We start from the raw sequence: 14,223 nt of genomic DNA, 5'->3' as shown, positions 1-14,223 counted from the left end.
TTGGGCATGTCCGTCGCCGCATTCTGCCCTCGGGTGAAAGCCGTGAAGCCGCTGTTCGCCGTCCTGTTGCCGGTGCTCCTGCTGCTGCTGTCGCCCACCCTGGCGGCGGAGCCGGTGCGGGTGACGGGTGTGCGCGTCACCCAGGCCCCGGACAAGACCCGGCTGGTGCTGGCCCTGAGCGCGAAGGTTACGCCGCAGATCTTCCTGCTCGCCGGGCCGGACCGGCTGGTCATCGACCTCGCGGACGCGCGACTCGCCGCCAAGCTCCCCAAGCCCGCCGGGGACGACCCCAATCTCACCGGGTTGCGCAGCGGGGCGCGGGCGGGGGACGACCTGCGCATCGTCCTGGATCTGAAACGCCCGGTGGGGATCAAGAGCTATGCCATGGCGGCGGACGCGGGACGCGGGTCCCGGTTGGTGGTGGACCTGATTCCTACCGCGGGGGCCAGGACTGGTGCCGATGCCCGTACCGACACCAATACCAACACCAACACCGTCACCGCTGCCGCCGTCGCTGCCGCGGCTGAGGCCCTGAACGCGAACGCCCCCCCCAGTGCCCAGCCGCCGCCGCGCACCAAGGCACGGGCGCGGGCGCGGGCGGCGCGTACCCTGGTGGTGGCGATCGATGCCGGCCACGGCGGCGCTGATCCGGGGGCGATCGGCGCCCACGGCACGCGCGAGAAGGACATCACGCTCGCCATCGCGCGGCGTCTGGCCGCCCTGGTGGCAAAGGAGCCGGGGATGCGAGCGGTGCTGATCCGCGACAGTGACACCTTCGTGCCCTTGCGCGGACGCATCCGCAAGGCGCGCAAGCACAACGCGGACCTGTTCATTTCCATCCATGCGGACGCCTTCGACAGCCCGCGGGCGCGGGGCTCCTCGGTGTTCACCCTGTCGCGCCGGGGCGCCAGCAGCGAGGCGGCCAAGTGGCTGGCTGACAAGGAGAACAGCGCGGACCGCGTGGGCGGGGTGGACCTGGGGGAGCACGATGACCAACTCGCAACCGTGATGCTCGACATGGTGCAGAACGCCGCCCAGGAGCGCAGCGTGAAGGCCGCGGGTGCGGTGCTGAATAACCTGAGCCGGCTCGGCGCGACCCACAAGCAGGGGGTCCAGAAGGCCGGCTTCGTGGTGCTCAAGTCACCGGACATCCCCTCGATCCTGATCGAGACGGCCTTCATCAGCAACCCGGGCGAGGAGGCGCGCCTGCGCAGCGGCGCCCAACAGCAACGCCTGGCGGTGGCCATCCTGGCGGGCATCAAGCAGTATTTCCAGCACTACCGGGAGCAGACGGCGGTGCGGCCTCTGAGTGCCGACGCGCAGTCCGGTAATGGCGCGGGCGACGGCTAGGACCCGGTTTCAGCTTATCTTGCGTAGCGACCCCAACGGGGTCGAACATACCAGCCCAGGGCAACGCCCTGGGTATGGGTTATCGCAGCGCTTAGCCCTGAAAGGGCGTGACATAACGGCGTGGCTCCTGATGTCACGCCCTTTCAGGGCTAGGCCGATATTAATAACGCTATCCCAGGGCGTTGCCCTGGGCTGGTATATCGCGCCCCTGCGGGGCTTGAGCAGGCGCAAGAATAGCTGAAACGGGGGGTACTATTGATCGACCAATCCACCCCCGCCGCCGCCGCCCGCGGCCTGCCGATCCGGGTGCTGCCGAGCCACCTGGTCAACCAGATCGCCGCCGGCGAGGTGGTGGAGCGCCCCGCCGCGGTCGCCAAGGAACTGCTCGAAAACAGCCTGGACGCGGGCGCCGCCCGCATCGAGATCGAGGTGGAGCAGGGCGGGATCAAACGCCTGCGGGTGCGCGACGACGGGCGCGGGATCCCCCCCGGTCAACTGGCCCTGGCCCTGGCCCGACACGCCACCAGCAAGCTCGCAGACCTCGCCGACCTGGAGGCGGTCGCGACCCTGGGCTTTCGCGGGGAGGCCCTGCCGAGCATCGCCTCGGTGAGCCGCCTGACTCTGACCTCGCGGGCCGCCGACGAGGGCAGCGGCCATGAGGTGACGGTGGGGCCGGACGGGACCCCGGGTGAGTTGCGCCCCGCCGCCCATCCCCCGGGGACCACGGTAGACGTGCGCGACCTCTTCTACAACACCCCGGCCCGGCGTAAATTCCTGCGTACCGACAAGACCGAGTTCGGGCACCTGGAACAGGTGGTGCGGCGCATCGCCCTGGCCCGTCCGGAGCTGGGCCTGCGCCTGCGCCACAACGGCCGCACCGTGCTGGACCTGGCCCCGGCCGGGGCTGCCTCGGACCTGGTGCGCGCCCGCCTGGACACCCTGCTCGGTCAGGGCTTCGGCGACCAGTCACTGTGGCTGGACGAGCAGGCGGTGGGACTGCGTCTGTCCGGCTGGGTGTTGCGCCCGGCCTTCTCCCGCAGCCAGCCGGACCAGCAGTTCTTCTATGTCAACGGGCGCATGGTGCGTGACAAGCTGGTGACCCACGCGGTCCGCCAGGCCTTCAGCGACGTGCTGCACCAGGCCCGCCACCCGGCCTATGTGCTGTTTCTCGAACTGCCGCCGCGGCTGGTGGACGTGAACGTCCATCCGACCAAGCAGGAGGTGCGCTTCCGCGAGGGGCGCCAGGTGCACGACTTCATCTTCAGCGGACTCAAGCGGCGGTTGGCGGTCGGGAGTCTGGGGGCGGCGGGCGAGGGGGGCGCGTCGGCCGCGGCGGCGGGGCTCGTTTGGTCGGACCCGGGACCGCCGGACGCACTCGGGCCGCTGTCGCGAGCGGATCTGAGCACGGCGGCGCCGGGGACCAGTCGCCTCCCGCTGGGCGTGGCCGAGGGGGCGGCGGGTCTCTATGCCGCGGGGCTTGCCTTTCAGCGGCCGGGGGTGTCCGGCACCGCGGCGGCGGAGAGTGCCGGACCGGGCTGGGGCACGGCGCTCCCGGCAACGGACGGGGAGGCCCCGCCGCTGGGATTCGCCCTGGCGCAACTCGGCGGTGTCTATCTGTTGGCGCAGAACGCCGCGGGGCTGATCATCGTCGACATCCACGCCGCCCACGAGCGCATCGGCTATGAGCGGCTCAAGTCGGCCTGGCGCGCCGGGGGCATCGTCAGCCAACCCCTGCTGGTGCCGGTCTCCCTGCATGTGAGCCCGCGCGAGGCGGGCCTGCTGGAGACCCACGGGCAAGTCCTGGCGGGTCTGGGTCTGGTGATCGACCGGCTCGACCTGGGGACGCTGGCGGTGCGCGAGGTCCCGGCGCTCCTGCGCGACGCGGACCTGGAGCGCCTGGTCCGGGACCTGCTCTCAGATCTGGCGGTGCACGGGGAGTCCGCGCGGGTGAGCGAGGAGGTCAATCGGGTCCTGTCGACCATGGCCTGCCACGGGGCCGTGCGCGCCAACCGGCGCCTGACGCTCGACGAGATGAACGCCTTGCTGCGCGCCATGGAGCGGGTGGAGCGGGCCGACCAGTGCAACCACGGCCGGCCGACCTGGATCCAGGTGACCCAGGTGGAACTGGATCGGCTGTTTTCGCGGGGGCGTTAGCGGCGCCATGCCCGTCATAGAGCGCTTTGCGACCTGCGTTGTGCGCACCTTCAGAGATAGCGCGTGCCGCGGCCTAAGGCGTCCAGATAAAGGGTCAGACTGTCATCCAGCGCCGCGCCGATCAGCGCAAGGAATGGCCCCCGTTCCCCGCCCCCCTGGGCGCTCTCCAGCGCCTCGATGTAATGCAGACGCCGCTTCACCAGGACCACCGCCGGAGGGAAGCCTGCCTGGATCAGCATCAGGTTCATCAAGAGCCGGGCCGTGCGGCCGTTGCCGTCGATGAAGGGATGGATGCTCACCAGGTGCAGGTGCGCCTCGCTCGCCTTCTGGACCGGGTGGTTGCCATTCTCGCCGAGCCAGTCCAGAAAGGCGCGCATCGCCAGCGGCACCTGCAACGGATCGCAGAAGTGGCGAATCTCGCCATCCCCTTGCCGCACGCCCACTGGTACGGTGCGATAGCGCCCGGCGTTCTTGGGATCGATACCGCGCAGGATCAGACTGTGGACCGACAGCAGATCGGACTCGCGCATCGGTCCGCCCCCCCGCGCCGCCAATTCCTCAATGAAGTCGATCGCCTCCTTGTGGTTGATCACCTCCAGGTGCTCGCGCAACGGCTTGCCCGCGACGGTGATACCCTGCTCCAGGATGACGCGCGTCTCCGCATAGGTCAGGGTCGAGCCCTCGATGGCGTTGCTGTTATAGGTAAGGTCCAGGTCATAGAGCCGCTTGAGGTCAGCCGCCTGGTCCGGCGCCAGGGGCCGCAGTCCGTCCAATTCACGCCGCCGCCCGTCCAGGCGGTCATAGAGTAAGAGGGTCCGGGGATCGGGTCGGTGCGGGCTCAGATCACAGAGGATCGTCGGCTGGGTCATAAGGCTGGTACGCGCGGTGGCGGTATCCGGATTCTGAACATGCTTCAGTATAATCTCAGACGCCCGACCCCAGAAAGCGGCGATCCGCCGCCGCGTCGTGCAGCTGTTCTACCGTCTGTTTCAGGACCGCCCGGCCCTCTTGTTCGGGCTGGCAGGGCTCCCGCCGCCTCCGGATGCCGGTTACAGCCTCACCGACACCGATCTTAAGAAACACCCGGTACTTATTGTGCCGCCGCCTGGGTCCGCCGGCAGGTCGTCGCCCAAGGCCGCGTTCAGGAAGTGGATCAACAGCCGACGGTTGCCCTCGGCCCCGAGCAGGGCCTTGAAGACACAATCGATCTTGGGGTCGATGGCGTGTTGCATGGTGAAACTATAGCGTAACCGGGGGACGGTGGCAGCGGCGCTGACGACTTCGGCGTACCCGCTCGTCTCCGCAGGGCGGATGCCCGCAGGTCGATCCGCCATCGCGTCGTGTACCGAGATGGCGGAACCGCCTGCGGCGTTCCGCTCTACGCGGGTTTGGGCAAGCTCGGTGTAGCCGAGGTCCGCGAGGTCCACCCTGGTCTGGCGACAGAGCCGCGAAGACCCGATGCCGCGGGGTGGTCAGGCGTGCGAATCATGGGGGACCGAAGGCGCCGTCTCCTGCGCGGCTGCCATTGGATACAATCCCCCGGTCGGCCCATGAACTGGCCGCATCGCACACCAACGACCACCCGGCCCGCACCGCAGAAACCCTACGGGAAGAGACTCCATGGCACACACGGACGCAGATACCTCGGCAACCAAGCTGCACTGCGTCGCGCTGGCCAGCCAGTTCCTGTGGCTGGTCGGTGCCCGCGGCGACGAACCGCCGAGCGCCCTGACCTGCTACGGCCTGCGCATCGTCCACGCCACCCTCACCGATCGGGCCTGCCTGGGTGGTCGCGTGTGGCTGCGCCGTGCGGCCGGGCTCTCCCACGCCGGTCAGGCCCTGATCGACGCGGGCATCGACGCCGGCCAAGCCGCCCCCTGTCCGGAACTGTTCGGCCTGCTGGACCCCAAGGCCGTGGTGCCGAAGCTGGACTTCGACCCGGACCACGACAAGCAGCAGGCCCCGATCCGAACCCTGAGCCCGCCGGCCGAGGCCCTGGGCCTCTGGCTTGCCATTCGCAACACCGACTACGGCCACACCGATCCTCTTCATGCGCGGGCGATCCGACGAGGCGATCCGGGATTGTGGCTGCGCAATCGACCTGTACCTTTCCGATTGCTTTCGCTCCGTATGCTGCCCTTGATCCAGAAAGTCCTGGCGCAGGGAGGCTCGAAATAGACCCTTGAACGCCGAAGACCCAGCGATGGACCCCTCACCAGCCCCCGACCCCCGCCCGCTCGCCATCCTCCTGATGGGCCCCACCGCCGCCGGCAAGACCGAACTGGCGGTGGAACTGGTGCAGCGCCTGCCGTGCGCGATCGTCAGCGTGGACTCGGCCATGATCTACCGGGGGCTGGACATCGGCACCGCCAAGCCGGGGCCGGAGGTGCAGGCGGCGGCGCCCCACCGGTTGATCGATATCCTGGACCCGTGCGAGTCCTATTCCACCGCCCGCTTCCGCACCGAGGCCCTGGCGGCGATGGGCGAGATCAGCGCCGGGGGCGGTATCCCCTTGCTGGTGGGCGGCACCATGCTCTATTTCCGCGGACTCCAGCAGGGTTTGGCGCGGTTGCCGGATGCGGACGCGCCGATCCGTGCGGCTCTGCTGGAGGAGGGCGAGCGGCTCGGGTGGGCGGCACTGCACCGGCGGCTGGCCTTGGTGGACCCGCCCACGGCGGCCCTGATTCACCCCAACGACCCCCAGCGCATCCAGCGTGCCCTGGAGGTCTACGCCGTCACCGGCGAGCCCATGAGCACCCTGATCGGGCGCGGTAACGGGGAGGGCGGCGACTTGCCCTATCGATTGCTTAAGCTGGTGCGGGCGCCGACGGACCGCCAGACCCTGCACGGGCGCATCGAGCGGCGCTTCCGCGCTATGGTGGAGCAGGGCCTGGTCGCGGAGGTGCAGGGCCTCTGGGCGCGCGGCGACCTGACGGCGGAACTGCCGTCCATGCGCTGCGTAGGCTATCGGCAGGTCTTGAAATTCCTCTTGGGAGAGTACAGTTTCGATGAAATGCTGCACCGCGGCATCGTCGCGACCCGACAACTGGCAAAACGCCAGTTCACCTGGTTGCGTGCCGAGGCCGATTGTCATTGGTTGCCCGACGAGGGGGAGCCGCTGGCGCGGGCACTGGCGTTGATCGCGGCCCGGCGCGACCGGCCGTGAGGGGGCTTGTAATGATCGCGTGGGAGCGGCTTCAGCCGCGACGAGGCCACGGCCGCTTGCGCGGTCGCGTCGCGGCTGACGCCGCTCCCACCGGGGCCGGGCCTGACGGCACTGACGCACGTTTAGCTGACGGCTGATCGCTGACGGCTGATCGCTGACCACTGACCACTGACCACCGACCACTCTTTCCAGGATGATCGGGCGCCCCGAGAGACGGCAAAGGCGATACACTTAAGAGAATTCGATTGCGTGGCTCGGCAGGTCCCGGCTGCAGACCACGCACGCCGACGCCCGCGCCAGTCGCGGTCGGTCAGGCATTCAAGCCGGGCAAATCCTCACGGTAGCGACTACAACAAGGAGCCAAAGCCATGTCCAAGGGCCAAAGCCTGCAAGACCCCTTCCTCAACGCCCTGCGCAAGGAGCGCATCCCGGTGTCGATCTTTCTGGTCAATGGGATCAAGCTCCAGGGCCAGATCGAGTCCTTCGACCAGTTCGTCGTGCTGCTCAAGAACAATGTTAGTCAGATGATCTACAAGCACGCGATCTCCACCGTGGTGCCGGCCCGCAACGTCAAGCTGCCCCCGACCGGAGACGAACTCGACGAGCCCGGGAATGCCTAGGGCACCGGTTCTGTCGTGATCGACCGGCCGAGTTCCGGCGAGCGCGCCATCCTGGTCCACCTGGACTTGGGCGGCACGGCCGAGCCCGATGAGCGTGAGGAATTTGCGCTGCTGGCCAGCTCCGCCGGTGCCCTGGTGGTCGGCGCCTTGGGGGGCAGCCGCAAGGTGCCCGACGCGCGGCTCTTCATCGGCAGCGGTAAGGCCGTGGAGTTGAAGGACCTGGTGGCAGCGACCGGGGCTGAGCTCGCGGTCTTCGCCCACCCGCTCTCCCCGGCCCAGGAGCGCAACCTGGAGCGTCTGCTCGAGTGCCGGGTGGTGGACCGCACCGGTCTGATCCTGGATATCTTCGCCCAGCGGGCGCGTTCCTTCGAGGGCAAGCTCCAGGTGGAACTGGCCCAGTTGCGCCATCTCTCGACCCGCCTGGTGCGCGGCTGGACCCACCTGGAGCGCCAGAAGGGCGGCATTGGCCTGCGCGGTCCGGGCGAGACCCAACTCGAGACCGACCGTCGGCTCCTGGCCAAGCGCATCGCGCTGCTCAATCAACGGCTCGACCAGATCCAGACGCAACGCGCCCAGGGGCGGCGCGCCCGCGACAAGGCGGAACTCGCGGTGATCTCGCTCGTCGGTTACACCAATGCCGGCAAGTCCACCCTGTTCAATCGCCTGACCGAGGCGGGGGTGTACGAGGCCGATCAACTCTTCGCCACCCTGGACCCGACGCTGCGGCGGCTCGCCCTGCCGGACGGCGGGCGGGCCCTGCTGGCCGACACCGTGGGCTTCGTCAGCCGACTCCCCCACGAGCTGGTGGCGGCCTTCCGCGCCACCCTGGAGGAGACCCGCAACGCCGCCCTGCTGCTGCATGTGGTGGATGCCTCGGCCCCCCATCGCGCGCGTCTGATCGCCGATGTGGAGACGGTCCTGGCGGAGATCGGGAGTCTGGAACTGCCGCGCCTGGAGGTCTGGAACAAGATCGATCTGCTGGACGACGAACCCCCACGGTTGGAGCGCGATGCCGCCGGGACGCCGGTGCGGGTCTGGCTGTCGGCCGCCTCCGGGGCCGGGATCGACCTGCTGTTGACGGCCGTGGCGGAACTGATCGACGGGGCGCGCTCGCCCCGTAGCCTGCTCCTGGGTCCGCAGGACGCCCGGCTGCGCGCCTGGATCTACGCCCATGCCGGCGTCCTGGCCGATGAGCCCGATGACCTTGGGGGGTCGCGTATGGAGATACTGATCGCCCCGGGCGACCTGCGGCGCCTGGCGGCGCAGGCGCCGGGTCTGGCGGACCAACTCGGGCTGGACCAGGAGGGCGGGGGCGACGAAGAACCTGAAACCCCGGAGTGACTCACGCGTGCCGGGTTTGCGCCGCGGCGGTCCGCTGCCTACAATCGGCGGTCCGGTGTCGCGGCGCGACCCGGTGTGCGATGCTTGATTCGGCCGGTATCGTCGGCATCTTGCTGACTGGCGCTCGGCGATCCCGGTCGCGGTATGGTCCATACACGGCCTCAGTCCGGCGCGCGCGCCGCTCGGGGCTTCCCCAATCACTGACGCTGACTTACGACAGACGGAGTTTCTATGGCCTGGAATGAGCCAGGTGGCGGCAACAAAGACCCCTGGAGCGGCAAGAGCGGCGGCGACCAAGGGCCGCCCGACCTCGATGAGGTCGTACGCAAGCTCCAGGAAAAGCTCGGCGGACTGTTCGGCGGGAACAAGTCCGGCGGTAACGGCGGCTCAGGCGGCGGCGGGGGCTTCAATCTCCCCGGCGGGGCCCTGGCGGCGCGCACCGTCGCCATCATCGTCGGGGTGTTGGTCCTGGCGTGGCTCGCCACCGGTCTCTACATCGTGGCGCCGGCGGAGCGCGGCGTGGTGATGCGTTTCGGCAAGTATCTGGACACCACGGACCCGGGGCCGCACTGGCTGATCCCCTATCCCTTTGAAACGGTCGAGAAGGTCAACGTGGACGAGGTATCGACCTTCAGCCACCAGGCGGCCATGCTGACCAAGGACGAGAACATTGTCGACGTGGAGTTGACGATCCAGTCGCTGGTCCAGGACCCCGCCCAGTTTCTGTTCCAAGACCAGAGCCCGGAGCGCTCCATCAAGGATGCGACCGAGACCGTGGTGCGCAAGACCATCGGCGGCAGCAAGCTGGACTTCATCCTGACCGACGGCCGCGAGGCTATCGAGACGATCATCAGGGAGCGGGTGCAGGAGCTTCTGGACCTCTACAAGACCGGTCTTAAGGTGACCTCCGTCAACATGCAGCCGGCCAAGCCGCCGGAGCAGGTCAAGGAGGCCTTCGACGACGCGATCAAGGCGCGTGAGGACAAGCAGCGCTCGGAGAACCAGGCCGAGGCCTACTCCAATCAGGTCCTGCCCCAGGCGCGCGGCGAGGCCGCCCGTATCATCGCCGATGCCAAGGCCTATCGGGACAAGGTGGTCGCGGAATCCGAGGGCGAGGCGTCGCGCTTCACCTCGGTGCTGGCGGCTTATCTCAAGGCGCCCGAGGTGACGCGCGAGCGGCTGTATCTCGACACCATGCAGGAGGTCTTGAGTGGTACCAACAAGGTGGTGCTCGACGTTAAGGAGGGGGCCAGCAATCTGTACCTGCCGCTCGATCAACTGATGCGGAATCGTCAGACGACGGGCGTGACGGCGCCCCCGCCGCCCGCCGCGCCGGCGGAAGCCGAGCCCCGCCCGGCGGTCGCCCGCCCCGTTGATCGTGACCGGAGGGCGCGTTGATGGACATGATAAGCAAGTACAAGAACTTCCTGCCGGCCGTCCTGGTCGGTCTGCTGCTGTTGATCTGGTCATCGACCTTCATCGTCAACGAGTGGCAGACCGCCATCAAGCTGCGCCTGGGCGAGATCACCGGTACCGACTATACGCCCGGACTGCACTTCAAGGTGCCGTTGCTGAACGAGATCAAGCTCTTCGATCGCCGCATCCAGACCCTGGACTCGTCCCCCCAGCGCTATCTCACGGTGGAGCAGAAGGCGGTCATCGTCGATTACTACGTGAAGTGGCGGATCAGCAACCCCGCGCAGTTCTTCCGCTCCACCAGCGGCAGTTCCAGCCGCACCGCCAAGCTTCTGGGGGAGCGCATCGGCGGCAGTCTGCGCGAGGAATTCGGGCGACGGACCATCCAGGAGGTCGTGTCCGAGGAGCGCACCGAGCTGATGGCCGAGTTGACCAAGAAGGCCGACCTCCAGGCCAATACCCTGGGGGTGGAGGTGATCGACGTGCGGGTCAAGAAGATCGACCTGCCGCCGGAGGTCAGCGAATCGGTGTACATGCGGATGCGCGCCGAGCGTGAGCGGGTCGCGAGCGACCTGCGCGCCAAGGGCAAGGAGGCGGGGGAGCGCATCCGCGCCGATGCCGACCGTCAGCGCACCGTCATCCTGGCCGAGGCCTACAAGGAGTCCGAGGAGGCCCGCGGCGAGGGCGACGCCAAGGCGACCGACATCTATGCCGCCGCCTTCAGCGCCAACCCGGACTTCTATTCCTTCTACCGCAGCCTCAACGCCTACCGCGGCGCCTTCGGCCCCGGCGGCGACATGATGGTCCTGCAGCCCGACTCCGAGTTCTTCCGCTTCTTCCGCAACCAGGACGGCAAGGCCCCGCAGTAGCCGCCAGGCCGCCGCGTCATCCCCTGACGCGGCGGCGTCCGCCACGCCCCTCCAAGGCTCAGGCCCGTGGGAGCGGCTTCAGCCGCGACGCGACCGGGCAAGCTGCCATGTTTCAGACTGGGTCAGTGGATTCGCTTCATATCATGATCTGCGCCGCAATCCGCTCGACACTGCTCTGCGTCCTTATCTTTCTGAACGGATTCGGCGTTGCCGCTGATCTGCAAACCATCGAGAATGTTCGCTTGGTGCCAGCCGCATGGGCGGATGGCGACAGCTTCCCGGCGCGGTTTCCGGACGGAACGCAACACACGCTGCGCCTGTATGGTGCGGATTGCCTGGAGTGGCATGTTACGGATGATGTCGACGCCAGGCGCCTGCGTGCCCAGCGACGGTATTTCGGGATTTCCGCTTACGGCGGAACGCCGACCGCGTCGATCGAACTGGCAAAATCCCTGGGGGAGGCCGCAGCCGCCGTGGTACGTTCACTGTTGGCGCAACCCTTCACAGTGCACACCGCGTTTTCCGATGCCAAAGGTGACGCCAGGTACCAGCGCATTTATGCATTCGTTACCACCGCCCACGGCGAGGACCTTGCCGCATCGCTGGTTTCCGCGGGGCATGCCCGCGCCTTTGGCGTCTATCGTGCGACGCCGAAGGGATTGAGCAAGGAAGACTATCGGGCAGCCCTGCGCGACAGTGAACTGCTGGCGGCCAATAAACGCAAAGGGGTCTGGGCCTACACCGATTGGGATGCCCTGGCGGAGGAGCGTCGCGCCGAGCGAGTGGAGGATTCGGAAACCCGTATTGCCACTGTGCACCAGCAGTCGAAGCAGCCCACGCAGATGGTGGATGTCAATTCTGCGGCCAGAGATGAACTGATGGGCATCCCCAGGGTCGGCGAAGCGACTGCCGATGCCATCATCGCGGGGCGCCCATACCAGCGCGTCGAAGATCTCTTGCGGGTGAGGGGCATCGGCGGGAAGATGCTGGAGAAGATCCGCCCATGGGTAAAGACTTCGCCTTGATCTGTCCGCGGGAGCCGCATGGGCTTAGAATGCAGTCCTTCGCCCGAGAAGCAGCCGCCTGGGGTCCGGTCCCACACCCGGCCTGACCATGGTTCCTGCCGACGCCCAGTGGTCCGCACAGCGGACCCTACGGAAGCTGCGCCGCGTAGGGTCCGCTGTGCGGACCAGCGCCCTCGCCGTCAACGTAGCGCCCGGCACCATGATCACAAGGCCCCGACGAACCCGAGATTCAACCATGGCCGAGCGCCCCGACCAGCCCACCCCCACGGCCGACAACGACACCCCCTGGAAGAACGCCCTGGAGCACCACTTCCCGGAGTTCCTCGCCTTCTACTTCCCGACCGCCTACGCGCAAATCGACTGGAGCCGCGGGTACCAGTTCCTGGACAAGGAGTTGGCCCAAGTGGTCCAGGACGCCGAGGTGGGCAAGCGCTTCGTCGACAAGCTGGTCTGCGTCCACCGCCTTGACGGCGCAGAGGACTGGGTCTACATCCATATCGAGATCCAGGGCGGCCACGACAGCGCCTTCCCCAAGCGCATGTTCACCTACAACTGTCGGATTTTCCAACGCTACGACCGACCCGTCGCCAGCCTCGCCGTGCTCGCGGACGACAGCCCAAACTGGCGTCCGGGCGCCTTCGGCTGGGACCTGTTCGGCTGTCGGCTCGTCTTGGAGTACCCGCTGGTCAAACTCCTCGACTATGCGCCCCGCCTGGAAGCCCTGTTGGAAGACCCCAACCCCTTCGCCCTGGTCACCGCCGCGCATCTGCTCACCCGCCAGACGCGCGGCGACGCCGAGCGCAGATATGCGGCAAAATGGCGCCTCGCCCAGTTACTCTATGAACGGGACTGGGACCGTCAAAGGATCATCGACCTGTTCGCCGTTATCGACTGGATGATGCGCCTGCCCGCCGAGTTGGAAACCAAGCTCTGGCAGGAACTCACCACCCTGGAGTGCAACAAGACCATGCCTTACGTCACCTCTGTCGAACGTATCGGGTACCAACGGGGTCATCTGGAAGGCCATGAGGAAGGCCGCCAGATGGAAGCCTCGGCCCTGGTGCAAAGACAACTGCGGCGCCGCTTCGGCTCACTGTCTTCCGAGATTGCGGAGCGTATCGCCGACTTGCCGCTGGAGCGAAGCGAAGACCTGGGTGAGGCGCTGCTCGACTTCACCGCCGTCGCCGACCTCGAAGCCTGGCTCCGCCAACACTGAGCCGCCGCCTGGCAGCAGTAACCGGACGCGTCGCCAACCTACTGCCCCAATACACCCGATCACCCAGTGCCCAACCTGACCGACCTCCCGCTGCAACTCACCTACCGCACCGGCCGCGACGACCTGGTCCACGGCTTCTTCGTCCCCTGTCTCGAGGCCGCCGTCCTCTACCGCCGCGCCGCCGGCTATTTCACCAGCAGCGGCCTCGCGCTCGCCGCCCGCGGGGTCGCGAGCCTGGCGCTGCGGCGCGGGCGGATGCGTCTCATCGTCTCCCCACACCTGGAACCGGACGACTGCGCCGCCCTGGAACGCGCCCACGACACCCCGGCAGCTTGCCTTCGCACCATCGCCGCCCGCAGCCTGGCCGAGATCGAAGACGCCCTGATCAGGGACCGGCTCAACGCGCTCGCCTGGCTCGCCGCCGCCGGCCTCTTGGAGATCAAGCTCGCACTGCGCGTCACCCCGCAGGGGAGCTACGCCCGCGGTCTCTTCCACGCCAAGACCGGCGTCTTCTCCGACGACCGCGGCCACCACGTCAGCTTCTCCGGCTCCGCCAACGAGACCGCCGGGGGCCTGGTCGAGAACTTCGAGCACCTGGACGTGTTCCGCTCCTGGCAGGACCTGGAAGGCCGGGTCCAGGCCGCCATCGACGACTTTGAATCCCTGTGGACCGGCCAGGTCCCGGGCCTCTCCATCATCGACTTCAGCCAGGCCAGCCGCGTCCTCCTGGAACGCTACCGCAACCCCGACCAACCCCCGCCCGGCATCGACCCCAACCAGGTCCGCGAGCCCGGCCCCGGCGCCACCTTGACCCCGCCCGCCGGGCTCGAACTGCGGCCCTATCAGAAGGACGCCGTCCGTGCCTGGAGTAAGGCCGGCGTGTTCGGCATGGCCCGGCGGCCTGCACTGCTGCCGGCGTCCGCGGGAGCCGCATGGGCTTAGAATGCAGTCCTTCGCCCGAGGAGCAGCCGCGTGGGGTCCGGTCCCAAGCCCAACCTGACCATGGTTCCTGCGGACGCCTGAGTGGTCCGCACAGCGGACCCTACGGGCGCGGCGCCGCGTAGGG

At 68.0% G+C, this 14,223-nt stretch carries 13 protein-coding genes; 11 read left to right on the top strand and 2 right to left on the bottom strand.

Annotation, left to right across the window (positions count from 1 at the left end; genetic code table 11):
• The first annotated feature begins 42 nt into the window (after positions 1–42).
• Together QZY48_RS32585 and mutL are read left to right on the top strand one after the other, a co-directional pair.
• Entirely contained in the window at positions 43–1,350 is a 1,308-nt protein-coding gene (locus QZY48_RS32585; RefSeq protein ID WP_295438621.1) for an N-acetylmuramoyl-L-alanine amidase, read from the top strand.
• A 255-nt stretch (positions 1,351–1,605) separates the two neighbouring features.
• Positions 1,606–3,504 (top strand): DNA mismatch repair endonuclease MutL, encoded by a 1,899-nt coding sequence (mutL, locus tag QZY48_RS32580; RefSeq protein WP_295438618.1) that lies wholly within the window; start codon positions 1,606–1,608, stop codon positions 3,502–3,504.
• 50 nt (positions 3,505–3,554) lie between these two features.
• On the opposite strand, the gene QZY48_RS32575 is transcribed toward mutL, so the two are convergent.
• Entirely contained in the window at positions 3,555–4,373 is an 819-nt protein-coding gene (locus tag QZY48_RS32575) for a Fic family protein (RefSeq protein ID WP_295438616.1), read from the bottom strand.
• Between the two features lie 180 nt (positions 4,374–4,553).
• Positions 4,554–4,736, bottom strand: coding sequence for a hypothetical protein (locus QZY48_RS32570; protein WP_295438614.1), 183 nt, complete (start codon positions 4,734–4,736; stop codon positions 4,554–4,556).
• A 388-nt stretch (positions 4,737–5,124) separates the two neighbouring features.
• Here QZY48_RS32570 and QZY48_RS32565 point away from each other — a divergent pair, with 388 nt between their 5' ends.
• The 9 genes from QZY48_RS32565 (at position 5,125) to QZY48_RS32525 (ending at position 14,099) form a co-directional block, all read left to right on the top strand.
• A complete protein-coding gene (locus QZY48_RS32565; RefSeq protein WP_295438612.1) occupies positions 5,125–5,682 on the top strand; it encodes a hypothetical protein in 558 nt (185 codons plus the stop codon).
• A gap of 25 nt (positions 5,683–5,707) precedes the next feature.
• Positions 5,708–6,670: a tRNA (adenosine(37)-N6)-dimethylallyltransferase MiaA gene (miaA, locus tag QZY48_RS32560; protein ID WP_295438678.1), complete on the top strand. Its 963-nt coding sequence runs from the start codon at positions 5,708–5,710 to the stop codon at positions 6,668–6,670.
• A gap of 368 nt (positions 6,671–7,038) precedes the next feature.
• On the top strand, positions 7,039–7,290 hold the full coding sequence (hfq, locus tag QZY48_RS32555) for an RNA chaperone Hfq (protein WP_295438610.1): 252 nt from the start codon (positions 7,039–7,041) through the stop codon (positions 7,288–7,290).
• 15 nt (positions 7,291–7,305) lie between these two features.
• Positions 7,306–8,631, top strand: coding sequence for a ribosome rescue GTPase HflX (hflX, locus tag QZY48_RS32550; RefSeq protein ID WP_295438606.1), 1,326 nt, complete (start codon positions 7,306–7,308; stop codon positions 8,629–8,631).
• A 231-nt stretch (positions 8,632–8,862) separates the two neighbouring features.
• The gene (hflK, locus tag QZY48_RS32545) at positions 8,863–10,029 is read left to right on the top strand and encodes an FtsH protease activity modulator HflK (RefSeq protein WP_295438604.1); all 1,167 of its coding nucleotides are present in this window, start codon (positions 8,863–8,865) and stop codon (positions 10,027–10,029) included.
• A complete protein-coding gene (gene hflC / locus QZY48_RS32540) occupies positions 10,029–10,916 on the top strand; it encodes a protease modulator HflC (RefSeq protein WP_295438603.1) in 888 nt (295 codons plus the stop codon). Before hflK ends, hflC begins: the two co-directional genes overlap by 1 nt.
• A gap of 143 nt (positions 10,917–11,059) precedes the next feature.
• Positions 11,060–11,941, top strand: a complete 882-nt coding sequence (locus tag QZY48_RS32535) for a helix-hairpin-helix domain-containing protein (RefSeq protein WP_295438601.1) — start codon at positions 11,060–11,062, stop codon at positions 11,939–11,941.
• Positions 11,942–12,176: 235 nt separating this feature from the next.
• Positions 12,177–13,157, top strand: coding sequence for a DUF4351 domain-containing protein (locus QZY48_RS32530; RefSeq protein WP_295438598.1), 981 nt, complete (start codon positions 12,177–12,179; stop codon positions 13,155–13,157).
• Positions 13,158–13,223: 66 nt separating this feature from the next.
• Positions 13,224–14,099, top strand: coding sequence for a phospholipase D-like domain-containing protein (locus tag QZY48_RS32525; RefSeq protein WP_295438596.1), 876 nt, complete (start codon positions 13,224–13,226; stop codon positions 14,097–14,099).
• Positions 14,100–14,223 lie beyond the last annotated feature (124 nt).

Origin of the sequence: uncultured Thiodictyon sp., assembly GCF_903828115.1 — a bacterium.
Lineage (GTDB): Bacteria > Pseudomonadota > Gammaproteobacteria > Chromatiales > Chromatiaceae > Thiodictyon.
Note: the sequence above shows the minus strand (reverse complement) of the source record. Positions and strands in the feature narration are given on the sequence as shown.

Excerpts from the sequence above, each read along its gene's own strand:
- miaA (WP_295438678.1), top strand. The coding sequence starts at position 5,708 with ATGGACCCCTCACCAGCCCCCGACCCCCGCCCGCTCGCCATCCTCCTG.
- QZY48_RS32565 (WP_295438612.1), top strand. The coding sequence starts at position 5,125 with ATGGCACACACGGACGCAGATACCTCGGCAACCAAGCTGCACTGCGTC.
- hflC (WP_295438603.1), top strand. The coding sequence starts at position 10,029 with ATGGACATGATAAGCAAGTACAAGAACTTCCTGCCGGCCGTCCTGGTC.
- QZY48_RS32575 (WP_295438616.1), bottom strand. The coding sequence starts at position 4,373 with ATGACCCAGCCGACGATCCTCTGTGATCTGAGCCCGCACCGACCCGAT.
- hflK (WP_295438604.1), top strand. The coding sequence starts at position 8,863 with ATGGCCTGGAATGAGCCAGGTGGCGGCAACAAAGACCCCTGGAGCGGC.
- hfq (WP_295438610.1), top strand. The coding sequence starts at position 7,039 with ATGTCCAAGGGCCAAAGCCTGCAAGACCCCTTCCTCAACGCCCTGCGC.
- QZY48_RS32535 (WP_295438601.1), top strand. The coding sequence starts at position 11,060 with ATGATCTGCGCCGCAATCCGCTCGACACTGCTCTGCGTCCTTATCTTT.
- QZY48_RS32530 (WP_295438598.1), top strand. The coding sequence starts at position 12,177 with ATGGCCGAGCGCCCCGACCAGCCCACCCCCACGGCCGACAACGACACC.
- QZY48_RS32570 (WP_295438614.1), bottom strand. The coding sequence starts at position 4,736 with ATGCAACACGCCATCGACCCCAAGATCGATTGTGTCTTCAAGGCCCTG.